This is a genomic window from Paracoccus hibiscisoli, assembly GCF_005048265.1.
Lineage (GTDB): Bacteria > Pseudomonadota > Alphaproteobacteria > Rhodobacterales > Rhodobacteraceae > Paracoccus > Paracoccus hibiscisoli.
On sequence record NZ_SUNH01000015.1, the window covers coordinates 75,536 to 93,467 of the forward strand.

Below are 17,932 nucleotides of genomic sequence, written 5' to 3' on the forward strand. Positions count from 1 at the left end.
TTTTCGGTTTTGTCCGGGTGACCGGATCAGCCGTCGAAGTTGACCCGCTCGATCAGGTCCAGCGCCTGCGGGCGCAGGTCCGAGATCTCGGTCAGGGACAGATCGTCCGGGGTGAAATCGCCCCAGCTGGCGACCAGCTCCGAGCGGTCGACGCCGTCCTTGACCGGGAATTCGTTGTTGGTCTCGGCATAGATGCGCTGTGCCTCGTCACCGACCAGGAACTCCATCAGCTGCAGGGCCGCGTCACGGTTGGGCGCCGAGGCGGTCATCGCCATGCCCGACACGTTCACATGCGTGCCGCCATCCTCGAAGGTGGGGAACATGATGCGGACCGATTCGGCCCATTCCTGCTGCTCGGCATCCTTCAGCATCGCACCCATGTAATAGGTGTTGCCCAGGCTGATGTCGCATTCGCCGGCCCAGATCGACTTGACCTGATCACGGTCGCCGCCCTCGGGACGCTTGGCCAGGTTCGACTTGACGCCCTCCAGCCAGGCGACGGTCTCTTCCTCGCCGTGATGGGCCAGGAAGGCGGCGGTCAGCGCGACGTTGTAATCGTTGGTAAAGCTGCGGGTGCAGATGCGGCCCTGCCATTTCGGATCGGCCAGATCCTCATAGGTGGTGACCTCGCCATCGGCGACGCGGTCGTTATGGGCATAGACGATGCGGGCGCGGGTGGTCAGGGCGAACCACTGGTTCTCGTCGTCGCGCAGCGCGTCGGGGATGGCGTCGGTCAGGGTCTCGTCCTCGACGGCCTGCAGCACGCCCGCGTCCTTGACCTCACCCAGACGGGCGACGTCCACGGTCAGCACCAGATCGGCGGGCGAGCGCGCGCCCTCGGCCTGCAGACGCTCGACCATGCCCTTGTCGACAAAGGCCACGTTCACGGCAATCCCCGTTTCGGCGGTGAACGCGTCGATCAGCGGCTGGATCAGCTCGGGCTGGCGGTGCGAATAGACGTTCACCTCCTGGGCCAGGGCGGGCATCGCGGTGGCACCCAGCAGCGAGGCGAGGATCAGGGGACGCATGTTGACTCCTTTGGTCGGATTACAGAGGCGTTCTGCCAAGCCTGACCGAACCTGTCAAGCATTGCCGTGCATTGACGCAGGCGCCGCCGCAGGCTAGGGGCGCGGTCATGGCACGCGCACCCCTTTTGCAACTTTCCGAGATCTCGCTGACCTATGGCGGCGATCCCATTTTCGAAGGTCTTTCCCTGAACGTCCAGCCGGGCGACCGCGTCGCGCTGGTCGGTCGGAACGGTTCTGGCAAGTCCACCCTGATGAAGGTGATGGCCGGTTTCGTCGAACCAGACCGGGGCGACGTCGTCCTGGCCGCAGGGGTTTCCACCGGCTACATGGAGCAGGACCCGGATCTGTCGGGCTTTGCCACGCTTGGGGAGTTCGCCCGGGACGGGCTGGAGCCGGGCGAGGATTACTTGGTCGACATGGCCGCAGAAGGGTTGAAATTCGACCCCGACCGTCCCGTGGACACCGCATCGGGCGGCGAACGCCGCCGCGCCGCGCTGGCCCGTCTGCTGGCCCGCGCGCCAGAGCTGATGCTGCTGGACGAGCCGACGAACCACCTGGACATCGAGGCGATCGGCTGGCTGGAGGACCATTTGTCGCAGACCCGCGCGGGCTTCGTGCTGATCAGCCACGACCGCGCCTTTCTGCGCCGCCTGACCAAGGCCACGCTGTGGATCGACCGCGGCGCCGTGCGCCGTCAGGAGCGCGGGTTCGAGGGCTTTGAGGATTGGCGCGAGGCGACCTGGGCCGCCGAGGACGACGCCCGCCACAAGCTGGACCGCAAGATCAAGGCCGAGGCCAAGTGGGCCGTCGAGGGCATCAGCGCGCGCCGCAAGCGCAACCAGGGCCGCGTCCGCGCGCTGGCCGATCTGCGCAGCGAGCGCAGCAGCCAGATCCGCCGTCAGGGCACCGCCGCGATGGCCTTCGATTCTGGCACCACCAGTGGCAAGCGGGTGGTCGAGGCGACCGGCATCTCCAAGGTTTTCGGCGACAAGGTGATCCTGCGGCCCTTCGATCTGCGCATCCAGCGCGGGGACCGCATCGCCTTCGTCGGCCCCAACGGGGCGGGCAAGACCACGCTGATCAAGATGCTGACCGGAGAGTTGGCCCCCGATACCGGCACGGTCAAGCTGGGCACCAATCTGGAGATCGCGATGTTCGATCAGGCGCGCGCCGCGCTGAACCCCGACCAGACGCTGTGGGAATCGCTGACCGGCGATCCGGACATGCGCGTGTCGGGCCGCGCCGATCAGGTGATGGTCCGGGGCCAGCCCAAGCATGTCGTGGCTTATTTGAAGGATTTCCTGTTCGACGACGGTCAGGCCCGCGCGCCGGTGCGCAGCCTGTCGGGTGGCGAAAAGGCGCGTCTGCTTCTGGCGCGGCTGATGGCGCGGCCCTCGAACCTGCTGGTCATGGACGAACCGACCAACGATCTGGACGTCGAGACGCTGGACCTGCTGCAGGATCTGCTGGGCGAGTATGACGGGACCGTGCTGCTGGTCAGCCACGACCGTGATTTCATCGACCGCGTGGCCGACACCACCGTCGCGATGGAGGGCGATGGCCGCGCCACCGTCTATGCCGGCGGGTGGAGCGATTATCAGGCCCAACGCGGAGAGGTTCAGCCAGAGGAGCCGGTGAGCGTCGCCAAATCCGCGCCCGTGGCCGACAAGCCCAAGGCCGCACGCGAGGGTCTCAGCTTTACCGAGCGTCACCGCCTTGAGGCGCTGCCCGGCCTCATCGCCAAGCTGGAGGCCGAGATCGCCAAGCTGTCCGAGTTCATGTCCGACCCGGACCTGTTCACCACCGCCCCCGCCAAGTTCGAAAAGGCCAGCCTGGCCCTGTCCGAACGCCAGGCCGCCCTGGCCGATGCCGAAGAGGAGTGGCTGGCGCTGGAGGAAAAGGCGGCCGTCTAGGCCGCCTGACCGTCGCTGCGCGCCAGGTGGTTCTGCAGCCAGCCATGCGCAAAGGCGATCTTGTGGCGCACCGGCACGGTCAGCACGAAGGGATACAGGTCGGTATTGTCCAGCGCGCGGTTGATGTCATTGACCGCGATGGTGATCTCGGCCGCGATGTTCAGCAGGCGATAGGGGTCGGTCTCTGTATAGGGATGATAGTCGTCGGGCACCCCCGGCATCGCCAGATGCGTGCTGCAGAAGCTGTCGGCCACGTCGGTCAGATGCAGCAGATGGGCCACTGTCTCGGCCCAGTCCTCATGCGGATGGGACGTCGCATAGCTGGTGATGTATTCGTCGCCTGCGTCACGCGGATTGGCGTAATGGGCGCGCAGGGCGGCGCCGTAATCGGCCCGCTCATCCCCAAAGACCTGCCGGAAGGCCGACAGGAAATCGGGGGACACCGCCAGCCGGTCGAACAGGAAATGCGCGATCTCGTGGCGGAAATGGCCGACCATCGACCTGTACTGCTCACCCAGCTTCAACTGGCGCTTGAGGCGGATCAGCTCGTCCGCCTCGGTCACGTTGATGGTGATGTCGCCATTGGCGTGGCCCATGGTGATCTGCTGGGCGCGCCCGCCGGTATCCTCGGACAGCATCAGAAAGCGGGGGCGGCGGCCCGGATCGGTGGGCGTGAACCAGTGCCATTGCGCCAGGTTCGCCAGCACCCACCGCTTGGCGCGTTCGGCGCTGGCCAGCAGGCGCTGGTTTTCGCCGACATGCATCACCGGGACCACCTGCGACATCGCGCAGGACGTGCAGTAGCCCCCCGGCACCCGCGCCGCCCAGTTGCAGGCGATGCTGTCGCGGTTGGCGCAGGGCGCGGCATCGACCGTCATCTGACCCTGGGCGGGATCATAGACCAGCGGTTCGCTGCACAGGCACATCAGATTGTGGAAATAGGCACGCGTGCCGCAATGTGGGCAGGTGAAGCGTTGCATGAGGCGGGTTCCGGTCCATCGTGGCAGGACACAAGCCCGCAGGCGGCGCAGGGTTCCACACCATCCGCGGGTCTTGACAGCGGGGCCGCGATCGGGCAAATGCTGCGCTCCGGCAGGGCATCCGCCCTTGGCCGGTCGATTGTTTTTAACGACACCCGCACAAGGGTGCGCTGTCCGAAGGTGGGGCGATGCCCCGGAACTCCGACCTGATGTCGGGACCGCAGGACGCGACGAAGAAGGAAGAAAGCGATGTTCGCGGTTCTGAAAACTGGCGGCAAGCAGTACAAGGTGCAGGCGGGCGACGTCCTGCGCGTTGAAAAGCTGAATGCCGCGGCTGGCGATACCGTCCAGTTCAACGATGTGCTGATGGTCGGCTCGACCCTGGGCGCGCCCCTGGTCGCCGGTGCCTGCGTGCAGGCCACCGTGATCGAGCAGATCAAGGCCGACAAGGTCATCACCTATGTCAAGCGCCGCCGCAAGCACAGCTCGCAGCGGACCCGCGGCCATCGCCAGCAGCTGACGCTGCTGCGCGTCACGGACGTGCTGGACAAGGGCGCGGACAAGACCGGCGTCAAAGCCGCCGTCGGTGCCCGCACGAAGGTCGAGGCGTCCGAGGCGCCCGCCAAGAAACCGGCCAAAGACGCCGCTGAAGCCTAAGGAGAACGACCCATGGCACATAAAAAAGCAGGCGGTTCTTCCCGCAACGGCCGCGACAGCGCGGGACGCCGTCTTGGCGTCAAGCTGTTCGGTGGCCAGGCCGCCATCGCAGGCAACATCATCGCACGTCAGCGCGGCACCACCTGGTGGCCGGGCGTGAACGTCGGCATGGGCAAGGATCACACCTTGTTCGCGCTGACCGACGGCCATGTGAGCTTCAAGAAAGGCCTGAAGGGCCGGACGTTCATTTCGATCGTCCCCGCCCAGTTGGAAGCAGCCGAGTAACCTTAGCGTAATATTCTGATGCTAAGGGGGGATCGGCGAAAGCCGGTCCCCCAAACCGTTTTATCGTCACATTTCTTGATCGGTTTCTTGGGGAGGAAACATGGTTATGTCTGCACCCATGCGGGAGGGAAGCCGTCTGGACGACCTCAAGCCCGCCCTGGCCGGAGCCCCGGCCCAACCCGTGATCGCGACCGAGCGGTTCACGTTGCGCCCGCTGCGCGCCTCGGATGCCGGGATGATCGCGCATTACACCGCCGACCGGCGCGTCGCCGAAGGCACGCGGGCCATCCCGCATCCCTTGCCCCGCGGGGCGTCGGACAGTTTCGTGGCCCGCGCCTTGGCCACTGATCGGACCGAGGATGTCTGGGCCATCGACGGCAGCGACCACAAGCTGGCCGAGCTGCTGGGCGTGGTGTCCTTGACCCGGATGGAGAACGAACAGTCCGAGCTGGGCTTCTGGATCGGCGCGGGCTTCTGGAATACCGGTTTCGCGACCGAGGCCGTCGCGGCCCTGGTCGCCGCCAACCCGCATGGCGCGCGGACCCTGTTCGCCGAGGCGTTCCAGGACAATCCCGGCTCGGCCCGCGTTCTGACCAATTGCGGCTTCGTCTATCTGGGCGATGCCGAAAGCTGGTCGGTCGCGCGGGGCGCCCGGGTGCCGACCTGGACCTATCTGCGCAAGATGGCCTGACGGACGATATCTGCGCCCCGTCATTGCAAAGGGGCGCGGACGGCCTAGATCAGGGGGATGACACAGCATCTTCCCTATTCCGTCCTCGACCTGTCGCCGGTGCCCGAAGGGTCCACCGCCCAGGACGCGATCCGCAACACCATCGACCTGGCGCAGCACGCCGAGGGCTGGGGCTATCGCCGCTTCTGGCTGGCCGAGCATCACAACATGCCCGGCATCGCCAGCGCCGCGACCGCCGTGCTGATCGGACTGGTGGCGCAGGCCACCCGCACGATCCGTGTGGGTGCGGGCGGCATCATGCTGCCCAACCACGCGCCCCTGTCGGTGGCCGAGGCCTTTGGTACCTTGGCCACGGTCTTTCCCGACCGCATCGATCTGGGGCTGGGGCGCGCGCCCGGCGGCGACGGTGCGGTGATCCGCGCCCTGCGCCGCGATCCGATGGCCGACAGCTTTCCCCAGGACGTGGTCGAGCTGTTGGACTATCTGGGACCGGAGCGCCCCGGCGCGCCGGTCCGCGCCCTGCCGGGCGAGGGCACGAACGTCCCCGTCTGGATCCTGGGCAGCAGCCTGTTCGGCGCGCAGCTGGCGGCGCATCTGGGCCTGCCCTATGCCTTCGCCAGCCATTTCGCGCCGGATGAGCTGGACCGCGCCCTGACCCTGTACCGAGAGCGGTTCCGCCCGTCGCCCTGGGGACAAAAGCCCTATGCAGTGCTGGCGGCCAACGTCTTTGCCGCCGACGATCCGGGGCAGGCGGCCTATCTGCGCACGACCATGCAGCTGGCCTTTGCGCGCCTGCGCACCGGTCAGCCCGGCAAGCTGCCCCGCCCGGTCCGCGACATCGACGCCGAGATCGGCGCGCAGATGCGCCAGGCCGTGGACGGCGCGCTGCGCATCAGCGCCGTGGGCGGGCGCAATGAGGTGGCCGACCAGCTGGCCCGCCTGGTCGAGGCCTATCGCCCCGACGAGCTGATCCTGACCGGTCAGATCCACGACCACACCGCCCGCCTGCGCAGCTTTGAGATCGCGGCCGAGGCTGCGGCCGCTTTGCCCGTGGCGCAGGCCGCCTGACCCGCGCGCATGAAAAAAGGCCCCCGGATCGGGGGCCTTTTGCACGGGACTGATGGGGCGATTTACTCGCGGTTGCCCATGAATTGCAGCAGGAACATGAACAGGTTCAGGAAGTCCAGATACAGGCGCAGCGCACCCATGATCGCGGATTTGCCGATGAAGTCGGCGTCCGAGCCGGACATCTGCAGGTAGGTGTTCTTGATGTTCTGCGTGTCATAGGCGGTCAGGCCCGCAAAGATCAGCACGCCGATGACCGAGATCGCGAACTGCATGGCCGAGGAGGCGATGAAGATATTCACGATCGAGGCGACGATCAGGCCGATCAGACCCATCAGCAGGAAGGTGCCCCAGCCCGACAGATCCTTTTTCGTGGTATAGCCCCACAGCGACAGGCTGGCGAAGGCAATCGCGGTCACCAGGAAGGTCTGCACGATCGACACCGAGGTGTAGACCAGAAAGATCGAGCTGATCGACAGGCCCATCAGCGCCGCGAAGGCGTAGAAGACGCCGGTCGCGGCCGAGACGGACAGCCGGTTGATCGCGGCGCCGAAGGCAAAGACCATCAGCAGCGGCGCGAACATGATCACCCATCGCAAGGGCGAGGTATAGATCGCGACGCCCAGGCCGGTCAGCTCGCCCGTGGGCGTGACCGCCGCGGTCGAGATGCCATAGGCTGCGACGGCGGTTACACCCATGCCGACCGCCATCAGCCCGTAAACCTTGTTCATGTAGGCCCGCAGGCCCTCGTCGATCACCGCCTGGCGGGTGCCGACGCCCTGCGCGGTGCGGTACGTGTTGTAATCTGCCATCGATGTCTCCCCTGAAAGGCATGTCGGGAACGGTCCCGACTTGGCTTCAATATCGGGGGAAACGGGCCGTTTTTCAATGCCGGGATGGGCGGAAAATGGCCGCGATCACAGGGTGATGACCACTTTTCCGATGCTGCGCCGCTCTCTCAGCAGATGATAGCCCTCGGTCAGGGCCTCCAGCGGCAGGGTCGCGCCCGCGACGGGGTGCAGGCGGCCGGCTGCAAACAGGTCGAACAGCGCCGCCATGCTGGTGCGCAGCGCTTGCGGGTCCAGCTGCCGGTAGCCGCCCCAGTAGAAGCCGTGGATGGCGATGTTCTTGACCAATGCATGGTTCAGGGGCAGGGCCGGGGGGCGACCGCCCGCAAAGCCGATGGACAGGAACCGCCCCCCCGGACGCAGCGCGCGAAAGGCCGCCTCTCCGGGTTCGGCGCCGACGGGGTCATAGACCACATCCGCCCCGCCCAGATCGCGCAGCGCACCGCGCAGGTCGGCGCAATCGGCGCTGTCGATCACATGGGCCGCGCCCGCGTCGCGCACGACCTGCAGCCGGTCCGCACCGCGCGCCACCCCGATGACCCGCGCACCCATCGCGGCTCCGATCTCGACCGCGGTCAGCCCGACGCCGCCCGCGGCCCCCAACACGACCAGAACCTGCCCCTCAGCCAGCGCGCCGCGGCCTGACAGGGCCAGATGACTTGTCCCATAAGCCACCTGAAACCCGGCGGCCTGTTCAAAGCTCATCATGTCTGGAATGGGCTGCACGGCGTCGGGGTCGACCGCCATCACCTGGGTCATCGTGCCGGGCGCCGACACCACGACCCGCATGCCGGGGGTCAGGCCGCTGCCCGCAGGCGCCTCCAGCACGGTGCCCGCGCCCTCCAGTCCCGGCACGAAGGGCGGGTCGGCAGGCTCCTGATATTTGCCCTGCGCCTTGAGGAGATCGGCAAAATTCAGCGCCGCCGCGCCCATGCGCAACAAGACCTGTCCCGGCGCCGCGCGGGGCGCAGGCAGGTCGCGGATGACGGGGTCTTGGCCCAGGGCCTCGATGCGGGCGGTGCGAATCATCTGTTCCATGGCGGCTCCGTTTCGATGTTGCCCACACGTTCGCATGCTGCCCGAACAAGTCAACGCAGGGTGGCAGATGCCCGAATGGCACCCCTGGGACCTGTCTTTTTGGTCAGGAATGGGGTGGTTAACCAAGTTGACACTCGAAAATTGTGCCTATCCGGGCTACGGCATCTGCAGATTGCAAGAGGTTGGGGCAATGAAGCATAGTGTAGATGTTCACGTTGGTAAGCGTATCCGCCATCGCCGCTGGATGATTGGCATGACCCAACAGCAACTGGCCGACAAGGTCGGGATCAAGTTCCAGCAGATCCAGAAATACGAGACCGGCATGAACCGCGTCTCGGCCTCGCGGCTGTGGGACATTGCGCGGGCGGTGGATGTGCCGGTCAGCTTCTTCTTCGAAGGGCTGTCCGAGGGCGATCTGCCCGGCGCGGTCGAGGGCGACATCTTCGCCGACAAGGAGGCGCTGCAGCTGGTGCGCGCCTATTACGCCATGCCTGAGGCGCAGCGCCGCCAGATATTCGAGCTGGCGCGCGTCCTGTCCGACGCGGCCTGACTGCCGAAACCGCCAGAAGGTGGGTGACCCCGCCGTCGTTCCGCGCCGTGTGACCGCCGGACGACAGCCCCCGTTTGACCGCTGGCCCCCCGGCCAAGGACGGGTTACACCCCCACGGGTGACATGACCGCAGGGGGCCAGCATGCAGGACGCAGCCACGATCATCCGCACCGCGCATCTGATGGCCGATGCCGCGCGGAACGCGATCCTGCCGTGGTTTCGCAACGACGCGCTGTCCGCCGACAACAAGCGGCCCGCCGATTTCGACCCCGTGACCCAGGCCGACCGCGATGCCGAACGCGCCATGCGCGCCGTGCTGGCCGCACACCGCCCCGATGACGCCATCCTGGGCGAGGAATACGGCGCGACCCCCGGCACCTCTGGCCTGACCTGGATTCTGGACCCGATCGACGGGACGCGGGCCTTTCTGTGCGGCGCGGCCAGTTGGGGCGTGCTGATCGGGCTGTCGGACGGGCGCGACGTGATCTATGGCCTGATCGACCAGCCCTATACCCGCGAGCGGTTCGAGGGGGGCCTGGGCCAGGCGCAACTGACCTGGTCTGGCGGAGAGCGTGCGCTGCGCGTGCGCGGCGGCCTGGAGCTGGCGCAGGCCACGCTGATGACCACCTTTCCCGAAGTGGGCACCGCGGCCGAGGGCGCGGCCTTTCGCCGGGTCGCGGACCGGGTGCGGCTGACGCGCTATGGGCTGGACTGCTATGCCTATGCGCTGCTGGCCCTGGGCCAGGTCGATCTGGTGATCGAGGCGGGGTTGCAATCCTATGACATCGCCGGTCCGATGGCGGTGGTGCAGGCGGCGGGCGGCATCGTCACCGACTGGCAGGGCGGTCCGGCGGCTCAGGGCGGCCAGGTGATCGCGGCGGCATCGGCGCCCTTGCACCGCGCCGCGCTGGACCTGCTGAACGACTGAACCGACACGACCGCAAGGGGGCAGCATGGCCAACGACAACCGCGCGACCGACAGCATCGACCGCGACGAGGATTATGGCCTGACGCAGGCGCTCATGGACCGCATCGACGCCGCGATGGAGGCGGGCGACCGCCCCGCGCTGGACGCCGCGCTGGAGCCGATGCACGCCGCCGACATCGCCGACCTGATCGAGCGGCTGACGCCTGCGCGCAGGCGGGCGTTCCTGACGCTCTATGCCGACGGCATCGACGGCGAGATCCTGTCCGAGATCGACGAATCGATCCGCGAGGAGGTTCTGGACCAGCTGCCCCAGGCCGTCGTCGCCGAGGCCGTCCGAGAGATGGACAGCGACGACGTCGTCGACCTGGTCGAGGATCTGGACCAGCCCGACCGCGACCAGATCCTGGCCGCGCTGGATGCGGGCGACCGTGCCGCGGTCCAGCAATCGCTGGCCTATCCCGAATATTCCGCCGGCCGCCTGATGCAGTCCGAGGTCGTGACCGCCCCCGAACACTGGACCGTGGGCCAGACCATCGACTTTATCCGGGCCGAGGAGTGGCTGCCCGAACAGTTCTATCACGTGATCCTGGTCGATCCGCGCCGCCACCCCACCGGCTATGTGACGCTTGGGCGGCTGTTGGCCTCGCCGCGCGAGGCGACGATGCGCGATCTGGCCGAGGACAGCTTTCGCACCATCAGCGCCCAGGCCGAAGAGGGCGACGTGGCCTATCTGTTCAACCAGTATCACCTGATCTCGGCCCCGGTGGTGGACGACCATGACCGGCTGGTGGGCGTGATCACCATCGACGACGCGATGACCGTCCTGGACGATGAGCATGAGGAGGACATCCTGCGCCTGGCCGGCGTCAATGACGAAAGCCACGTTTCCGACAGCGCGCTGACCACGGCGCGCCAGCGTCTGCCCTGGCTGGTCATCAACCTGTTCACGGCCTCGCTGTCGGCCATCGTCATCACCCAGTTCGAGGCCACGATCTCCACGCTGGTGGCGCTGGCCGCGCTGATGCCCATCGTCGCCTCGACCGGCGGGATCGCGGGAACGCAATCGCTGGCGGTCGCGGTGCGGGCCTTGGCCACGCGCGACCTGAACCGCTCGAACGCGCGGCGGGTGGTGATGCGAGAGCTGGGGGCGGGGCTGCTGAACGGGCTGGGGCTGGCGCTGATCCTGGGGATCGCGGGGACCGTGATCTTTGGCGACCCCAAGCTGGGCGTCGTGCTGGGCATGGCGATGATCGTGAACCAGATCGTCGCGGCCCTGGGCGGGGTCCTGGTGCCCCTGGGGCTGAACAAGATGGGGCTGGACCCGGCGCTGGCATCGGGAACCTTCGTGACGACGATGACCGATGTCATGGGGTTCTTTGCCTTCCTGGGACTGGCCACGCTGATCCTGATATGACCGACAAGGCCACCCTGCGTGCACAGGCCCTGACCGCCCGCGCGGCGGGAGGCGACCGGGATGCGCTGGACCGCCACCTGATCGCGGCGCTGGCGCCCCATGCGGGCGTGGTGCTGGCCGGATACTGGCCCATGCGCGACGAGGCCGACCCTCGCGCCGCCATGGCCGCCCATGACGGTCCCGTCGCGCTGCCTGTGGTCACAGGCGCTGCGCGGCCGCTGACCTTCCGGCTGTGGCAGGGCGGCGCGCTGGAGCGCGGACCCTTTGGCACCTCCCACCCCCCCGAATCGGCGCCCGAGGTCAGGCCCGATGTCCTGATCGTGCCGCTGGCGGGCTTTGACGACCGCGGCAACCGCTTGGGCTATGGCGGAGGGTTCTATGACAGGACCTTGGAATTGCTGCGTAAATCGGGTCCGGTCTTGGCCGTGGGCCTGGCCTTTGAGGTCCAGCGCCTGCCCGCCATCCCGACCGAGCCGACCGACCAGCCCCTGGACCTGATCGTGACCGAGGGCGGCGCGCGGACCCCCCTGCGCTGAAAATTGCTGATCGTGGCCATTTTGCATCGGCTGTGAACAACCTCCGGATGAGATTTGCATAAGTCTGTGGACAAGATGGGGGGTGTTCCACCCACACCCTTGTCACTAAACGAAATTTCGTAAGACCCGGCCGATCCTGTCCCGCGGATGCGCCGGATCTGTGCGCGAATCCCGGCGGCCTGTCAGGGCGGTGCTGTCAACGGTCTGCGGGGCCGGCCGCTGCGAATAATTCGATTGAAAGCCATCCCGTCCGGGGCCAATTTCCAGGCCAGAGCCGAAAGCGGCACGAAAGATGGTGGCCATGAACGGCGCCACCACAGGCAGGACAAGGCAGACACGATCAGACGGACGACCCGGTCGTCCGCGCCCCGAACGGGCGGATCGCGGCTGCGCGCGGGACCGAAAGGACGGGCAGGCATGAAGATCGAGCGGCGTTTCACCACCAAGGATGGCGGGGCCTATGGCGGCATCGCCTTCACCACCACCGTCAGCGAGATCCGCAACCCGGACGGCACGGTGGTGTTCCACAACGACGCCGTCGCGGTGCCCCAGGGCTGGAGCCAGGTCGCCAGCGACGTCATCGCCCAGAAATACTTTCGCCGCGCCGGTGTCCCCGCCCGCCTGAAGCCTGTGCGCGAAAAGGGCGTTCCGGCCTTTCTGTGGCGCCACGTTCCCGACCGCGAGGCCCTGGCCGCCCTGCCCGAGGAGGAGCGTTTCACCGGAGAGACCAGCGCCGCGCAGGTCTTTGACCGCCTGGCCGGGGCCTGGACCTATTGGGGCTGGAAGGGCGGCTATTTCACGACCGAAGCCGATGCCCGCGCCTATCTGGACGAGATGCGCCACATGCTGGCCCGACAGATGGGCGCGCCGAACAGCCCGCAATGGTTCAACACCGGCCTGCATTGGGCCTATGGCATCGACGGGCCGGGGCAGGGGCATTTCTATGTCGACCACCGCACGGGCACGCTGACCGCATCGACCAGCGCCTATGAGCATCCGCAGCCGCATGCCTGCTTCATCCAGTCGGTCAGCGACGATCTGGTGAACGAGGGCGGCATCATGGACCTGTGGGTCCGTGAGGCGCGCCTGTTCAAATACGGCAGCGGCACCGGCACCAATTTCAGCAGCCTGCGCGGCGAGGGCGAACCCCTGTCGGGCGGCGGCACGTCGTCGGGCCTGATGGGGTTCCTGAAGATCGGCGACCGCGCGGCGGGCGCGATCAAGTCGGGCGGCACCACGCGCCGCGCGGCCAAGATGGTCATCTGCGACATGGACCACCCCGATATCGAGGCCTTCGTGAACTGGAAGGTCATCGAGGAGCAGAAGGTCGCCTCGCTGGTCGCCGGGTCAAAGCTGCACGAACGGGAGCTGAACGGCATCTTTGCCGCGATCCGCACCGGCGGCGGAGAGACCGATCCGGCCCGGAATGACGCGCTGAAGGCCGCGATCCGCAGCGCCAAGCGGGCGATGATCCCCGAGACCTATGTGAACCGCGTCCTGCAATATGCGCGCCAGGGTTTCGACAGCATCGAATTCCCGACCTATGACACGGATTGGGATTCCGAGGCCTATCTGTCCGTGTCGGGCCAGAACTCGAACAACTCGGTCCGGGTGACGGATGCGTTCCTGCGCGCCGTGCGCGAGGATGCCCCGTGGGAGCTGATCCGCCGCACCGACGGCACGGTCGCGAAAACGGTGTCCGCCCGCGATCTGTGGGACCAGATCGGGCATGCGGCCTGGGCCTGCGCCGATCCGGGCATCCAGTTCCACGACACCATCAACGCCTGGCACACCTGCCCCGAGGATGGGCCGATCCGCGGGTCGAACCCGTGCAGCGAATACATGTTCCTGGACGACACCGCCTGCAACCTGGCGTCCATGAACCTGCTGACGTTCTGGACCGATGGCCGGTTCGACGCCGATGCCTATGCCCATGCCAGCCGGCTGTGGACCCTCACGCTGGAGATCAGCGTGCTGATGGCGCAGTTCCCATCCAAGGAGATTGCGCAGCGCAGCCATGATTTCCGCACGCTTGGCCTGGGCTATGCCAATATCGGCGGGCTGTTGATGAACATGGGCCTGGGCTATGACAGCGATGAGGGCCGCGCGCTGTGCGGTGCGCTGTCGGCGATCATGACCGGGGTGGCCTATGCCACCAGCGCCGAAATGGCGGCCGAGTTGGGGGCGTTCCCCGGATATGCCCGCAACGCGGGCCCCATGCTGCGCGTGATCCGCAACCACCGCGCCGCCGCGCATGGCACGGCGTGCGAGGGCGTGAACGTCGCCCCCGTGGCGCTTGACGCCGCGAACTGTCCCGACCAGACGCTGGTCGCGCGGGCGCGCGACGTGTGGGATCAGGCGCTGGCCCTGGGTCAGGCGCACGGGTTCCGCAACGCCCAGACCACCGTCATCGCGCCCACCGGCACGATCGGCCTGGTCATGGATTGCGACACCACGGGCATCGAGCCGGATTTCGCGCTGGTCAAGTTCAAGACGCTGGCGGGCGGCGGCTATTTCAAGATCATCAACCAGTCGGTTCCCGCCGCCTTGGGCAAGCTGGGCTATGCCCCCGCGCAGATCGAGGAGATCGTGGGCCATGCCGTGGGTCACGCGACCCTTGCCAACTGCCCCGCCATCAACCACGCCTCGCTGGCCGGTCACGGCTTTGGCGCGGCGGAAATCGCCAAGGTCGAGGCCGCGCTGCCTCAGGCCTTCGACATCCGCTTTGTCTTCAACCAGTGGACCTTGGGAGAGGATTTCTGCCGCGGCACCCTGGGCATTCCGGCGGACAAGCTGTCGGATCCCAGCTTTGACCTGCTGCGCCACCTGGGCTTCACCCGCGCACAGATCGACGCGGCCAACGACCATGTCTGCGGGACGATGACGCTGGAAGGCGCGCCGCATCTGAAGGCCGAACACCTGCCGGTCTTTGACTGCGCCAATGCCTGCGGCAAGACCGGCACGCGCTATCTGTCGGTGGAAAGCCACATCCGCATGATGGCCGCGGCACAGAGCTTTATCTCGGGCGCGATCAGCAAGACGATCAACATGCCCTCCAGCGCGACCATCGCCGACACGCTGGCGGCCTATGCGCTGTCGCACAGCCTGGGGATCAAGGCAAACGCGCTCTATCGCGACGGCTCCAAGCTGAGCCAACCGCTGGCCAGCGCTCTGATCGACGACGACGAGGAGGCCGAAGAGGTCCTGGCCCACGGCTCCACCCACGACAAGGCGCGCGTCCTGGCCGAAAAGATCGTCGAGCGTGTCATCGTCAAGGAGATCGTCCGGTCGAACCGCGAAAAGCTGCCGCAGCGCCGCAAGGGGTACACCCAAAAGGCCATCGTCGGCGGGCACAAGGTCTATCTGCGGACCGGCGAATATGACGACGGCGGCTTGGGCGAGATCTTCATCGACATGCACAAGGAGGGCGCGGGCTTTCGCGCCATGATGAACAATTTCGCCATCGCCGTGTCGGTGGGCCTGCAATACGGCGTGCCGCTGGAGGAGTTCGTGGACGCCTTCACCTTCACCCGGTTCGAGCCTGCGGGCATGGTGCAGGGCAATGACAGCATCAAGAACGCGACCTCGATCCTGGACTATGTGTTCCGCGAGCTGGCGGTCAGCTATCTGGACCGCACCGACCTGGCGCATGTCGCCCCCGAAGGCGCGCGTTTCGACGATATGGGCGGCGGCGAGGACGAGGGGCGCCCCAGCCAGCCCGCCGAGCTGAAATCGCTGACCATGCTGAAGCAGATCAGCAGCGCGGGCTATCTGCGCAAGCGGATGCCGCAGGACCTGATCGCGCTGCAGACGGGCGTGTCCATGGCCGCCGTGGCAACGGGCATGGACCTGCGCGCCAAGGCCCGGATGCAGGGATACGAGGGCGATCCCTGCGGCGAATGCGGCAATTATACGCTGGTCCGCAACGGCACCTGCATGAAGTGCAACACCTGCGGCGGCACCAGCGGCTGCAGCTGAACAGGATCGCCCCCGCCATTGCGCGGGGGCGTCTTTTTGCCTGCAACATCTTATGGATATCTTCGGCGTGCCGCGCTAGGTCCGGGGGGTGGCGCTTGACGCTGGCCGCTCTTGGGCCTTCACTGGCGGTGCAACAGGCGGTCTGTGGACATGGTGTCCGGGCGTAACTGGTCCAAGGGGTTTGCGATGACGAAGATCACTCCGGTTCTGATGGCGGGCGGTTCGGGCACGCGGTTGTGGCCCGTGTCCCGCAAAAGCTTTCCCAAGCAGTTCGCGGCCCTGACGGGGGACGAGACGCTGTTCCAGGCCTCGGCCCGGCGGCTGTCCGGCCCGGATTTCGCGGCGCCCGTGGTCATGACGAATTCCGATTTCCGCTTCATCGTGGCCGAACAGCTGGAGCAGGCGGGCATCACCCCCGGCCGCATCGTGATCGAACCCGCAGGCCGCAACACCGCGCCCGCGATTCTGGCCGCAGCCCTGATGGTGGCCGCCGACGACCCCGAGGGTCTGGTGCTGGTCGCGCCGTCGGATCACGTGATCCCCGACGCCAAGGCCTTTGCCGCCGCCGTGGCTCAGGGCGCGCAGGCCGCGGCCGAGGGGCGGATCGTGACCTTCGGCATCACCCCCGACCGCCCCGAGACCGGATACGGCTATCTGGAGCTGGCGGGCAGCGGCGATGGCCCGCAACCCCTGGCGCGCTTCGTCGAGAAACCCGATGCCGACCGCGCGGCCCAGATGCTGGCCGAGGGCAATTACCTGTGGAACGCCGGCATCTTCCTGTTCAGCGCCCGCGCCATGATCGACGCCTTCCGCGCCCATGCCCCGGCCTATCTGGAGCCGGTGGGCCAGGCCGTCGATCAGGCGCAGACCGATCTGGGCTTTCTGCGGCTGGCCAAGGCGCCCTGGGCCGCGGTCGAGGATCAGTCCATCGACTATGCCGTGATGGAAAAGGCCGACAATCTGACGGTCGTTCGGTTTTCGGGCCGCTGGTCGGATCTGGGCGGATGGGACGCGGTCTGGCGCGAGGCGCTGGAGCATCAGCCCTCCGATCACGGCGTGGTCACGGACGACAACTCCACCGCGATCGACTGCGAGGACGTGCTGCTGCGCTCGGACAGCAGCGACCTCAAGGTCGTGGGCATCGGGCTGCGCGACGTGATGGTGGTGGCCACATCGGACGCGGTGCTGGTGGCCGACCGGGGCCGCGCGCAGGACGTGCGGCTGGCCGTCAGCGCGCTCAAGGCGAAACGCGCCAAGCAGGCCGAGGCGTTCCCCCGCGACCACCGCCCCTGGGGCTGGTTCGAGACGCTGGCCCTGGCCGACCGCTTTCAGGTCAAGCGCATCGTGGTGAAACCCGGCGCGGCCCTGTCGCTGCAAAGCCATGTCCACCGGTCCGAACACTGGATCGTGGTGTCGGGCACCGCCCGCGTCACCGTGGATGACAGCGTGACCCTGGTGACTGAAAACCAGTCGATCTACGTCCCCCTGGGCGCCGTCCACCGGATGGAGAACCCGGGCAAGGTGCCGATGGTCCTGATCGAGGTCCAGACCGGCAGCTATCTGGGCGAAGACGACATCATCCGCTACGAGGACGTCTATTCCCGCAGCTCGGCCGACTGATCGGGCAGCAAGCGGGGCAGGGTGACCTCGACCCAATCGGCCAGCGCCGCGACATGGGTCGCGGCCTCAAGGCCAAGGGGCGTCAGCGAATATTCCGTCTGCGGCGGCACGACCGGATAGGCCACGCGCAGGACCAGCCCATGCGCCTCCAGCCGGCGCAGCGTCTCGGCCAGCATCCGCTCGCTGACGCCCCCCACCCGACGGCGCAGCGCGCTGAAGCGCAGCGTGCCGTCGCGCAGCACCATCAGCACCAGCACCCCCCATTGGCTTGTGACCACCCGCAGCACCGCGCGGGACGGGCAGGCGGCGGCCAGAACATCGCCGCGCCGCAATTGGTCGCTGATGCTGTCGGTCATATCCATACTTACCTTTCTGTGCGTACTTACGAAAAGTAAGCCGAT

At 67.1% G+C, this 17,932-nt stretch carries 16 protein-coding genes; 11 read left to right on the plus strand and 5 right to left on the minus strand.

What is annotated here, in order from left to right:
- Positions 1-26: 26 nt before the first annotated feature.
- Positions 27-1,028, minus strand: coding sequence for a Fe(3+) ABC transporter substrate-binding protein (locus FA740_RS11725; protein WP_136856959.1), 1,002 nt, complete (start codon positions 1,026-1,028; stop codon positions 27-29).
- 107 nt (positions 1,029-1,135) lie between these two features.
- On the opposite strand from FA740_RS11725, the gene FA740_RS11730 reads away from it, so the two are divergent.
- Positions 1,136-2,941 carry an ABC-F family ATP-binding cassette domain-containing protein gene (locus tag FA740_RS11730; RefSeq protein WP_136856960.1) on the plus strand — a complete coding sequence of 602 codons (1,806 nt, stop codon included), beginning with the start codon at positions 1,136-1,138 and terminating at the stop codon, positions 2,939-2,941.
- Here FA740_RS11730 and FA740_RS11735 read toward each other — a convergent pair.
- Complete coding sequence (locus FA740_RS11735) at positions 2,938-3,921, minus strand: zinc-binding metallopeptidase family protein (RefSeq protein ID WP_136856961.1); 984 nt, start codon at positions 3,919-3,921, stop codon at positions 2,938-2,940. The two genes, FA740_RS11730 and FA740_RS11735, sit on opposite strands and share 4 nt — an antisense overlap.
- 249 nt (positions 3,922-4,170) lie before the next feature.
- Between FA740_RS11735 and rplU the strand changes: the two genes are divergently transcribed.
- From rplU to FA740_RS11755, 4 genes are all read left to right on the plus strand, one after another.
- Positions 4,171-4,578, plus strand: coding sequence for a 50S ribosomal protein L21 (rplU, locus tag FA740_RS11740; protein ID WP_136856962.1), 408 nt, complete (start codon positions 4,171-4,173; stop codon positions 4,576-4,578).
- A 12-nt stretch (positions 4,579-4,590) separates the two neighbouring features.
- Positions 4,591-4,863, plus strand: a complete 273-nt coding sequence (rpmA, locus tag FA740_RS11745) for a 50S ribosomal protein L27 (RefSeq protein ID WP_136856963.1) — start codon at positions 4,591-4,593, stop codon at positions 4,861-4,863.
- A 118-nt stretch (positions 4,864-4,981) separates the two neighbouring features.
- Entirely contained in the window at positions 4,982-5,554 is a 573-nt protein-coding gene (locus tag FA740_RS11750) for a GNAT family N-acetyltransferase (RefSeq protein ID WP_136856964.1), read from the plus strand.
- Between the two features lie 57 nt (positions 5,555-5,611).
- On the plus strand, positions 5,612-6,622 hold the full coding sequence (locus tag FA740_RS11755) for an LLM class flavin-dependent oxidoreductase (RefSeq protein WP_136856965.1): 1,011 nt from the start codon (positions 5,612-5,614) through the stop codon (positions 6,620-6,622).
- A gap of 62 nt (positions 6,623-6,684) precedes the next feature.
- Here the strand turns inward: FA740_RS11755 and FA740_RS11760 are convergent, their stop codons facing one another.
- Both FA740_RS11760 and FA740_RS11765 read right to left on the minus strand, forming a co-directional pair.
- Positions 6,685-7,431, minus strand: coding sequence for a Bax inhibitor-1/YccA family protein (locus tag FA740_RS11760; RefSeq protein ID WP_136856966.1), 747 nt, complete (start codon positions 7,429-7,431; stop codon positions 6,685-6,687).
- Positions 7,432-7,536: 105 nt separating this feature from the next.
- Positions 7,537-8,505, minus strand: a complete 969-nt coding sequence (locus FA740_RS11765; RefSeq protein ID WP_136856967.1) for an NADPH:quinone oxidoreductase family protein — start codon at positions 8,503-8,505, stop codon at positions 7,537-7,539.
- A gap of 190 nt (positions 8,506-8,695) precedes the next feature.
- Between FA740_RS11765 and FA740_RS11770 the strand changes: the two genes are divergently transcribed.
- From FA740_RS11770 to FA740_RS11795, 6 genes are all read left to right on the plus strand, one after another.
- Positions 8,696-9,055: a helix-turn-helix domain-containing protein gene (locus FA740_RS11770; protein ID WP_136856968.1), complete on the plus strand. Its 360-nt coding sequence runs from the start codon at positions 8,696-8,698 to the stop codon at positions 9,053-9,055.
- A gap of 142 nt (positions 9,056-9,197) precedes the next feature.
- Positions 9,198-9,983 (plus strand): inositol monophosphatase family protein, encoded by a 786-nt coding sequence (locus tag FA740_RS11775; RefSeq protein ID WP_136856969.1) that lies wholly within the window; start codon positions 9,198-9,200, stop codon positions 9,981-9,983.
- Between the two features lie 94 nt (positions 9,984-10,077).
- A complete protein-coding gene (mgtE, locus tag FA740_RS11780; RefSeq protein WP_246053612.1) occupies positions 10,078-11,397 on the plus strand; it encodes a magnesium transporter in 1,320 nt (439 codons plus the stop codon).
- Positions 11,394-11,933, plus strand: coding sequence for a 5-formyltetrahydrofolate cyclo-ligase (locus FA740_RS11785; RefSeq protein ID WP_136856971.1), 540 nt, complete (start codon positions 11,394-11,396; stop codon positions 11,931-11,933). The genes mgtE and FA740_RS11785 overlap by 4 nt, the downstream gene beginning before the upstream one ends.
- Before the next feature lie 417 nt (positions 11,934-12,350).
- Positions 12,351-15,911: a vitamin B12-dependent ribonucleotide reductase gene (locus FA740_RS11790; RefSeq protein ID WP_136856972.1), complete on the plus strand. Its 3,561-nt coding sequence runs from the start codon at positions 12,351-12,353 to the stop codon at positions 15,909-15,911.
- Between the two features lie 186 nt (positions 15,912-16,097).
- Positions 16,098-17,531, plus strand: coding sequence for a mannose-1-phosphate guanylyltransferase/mannose-6-phosphate isomerase (locus tag FA740_RS11795; RefSeq protein ID WP_136856973.1), 1,434 nt, complete (start codon positions 16,098-16,100; stop codon positions 17,529-17,531).
- On the opposite strand, the gene FA740_RS11800 is transcribed toward FA740_RS11795, so the two are convergent.
- On the minus strand, positions 17,507-17,887 hold the full coding sequence (locus FA740_RS11800) for a winged helix-turn-helix transcriptional regulator (RefSeq protein WP_136856974.1): 381 nt from the start codon (positions 17,885-17,887) through the stop codon (positions 17,507-17,509). The genes FA740_RS11795 and FA740_RS11800 overlap by 25 nt on opposite strands.
- Positions 17,888-17,932 lie beyond the last annotated feature (45 nt).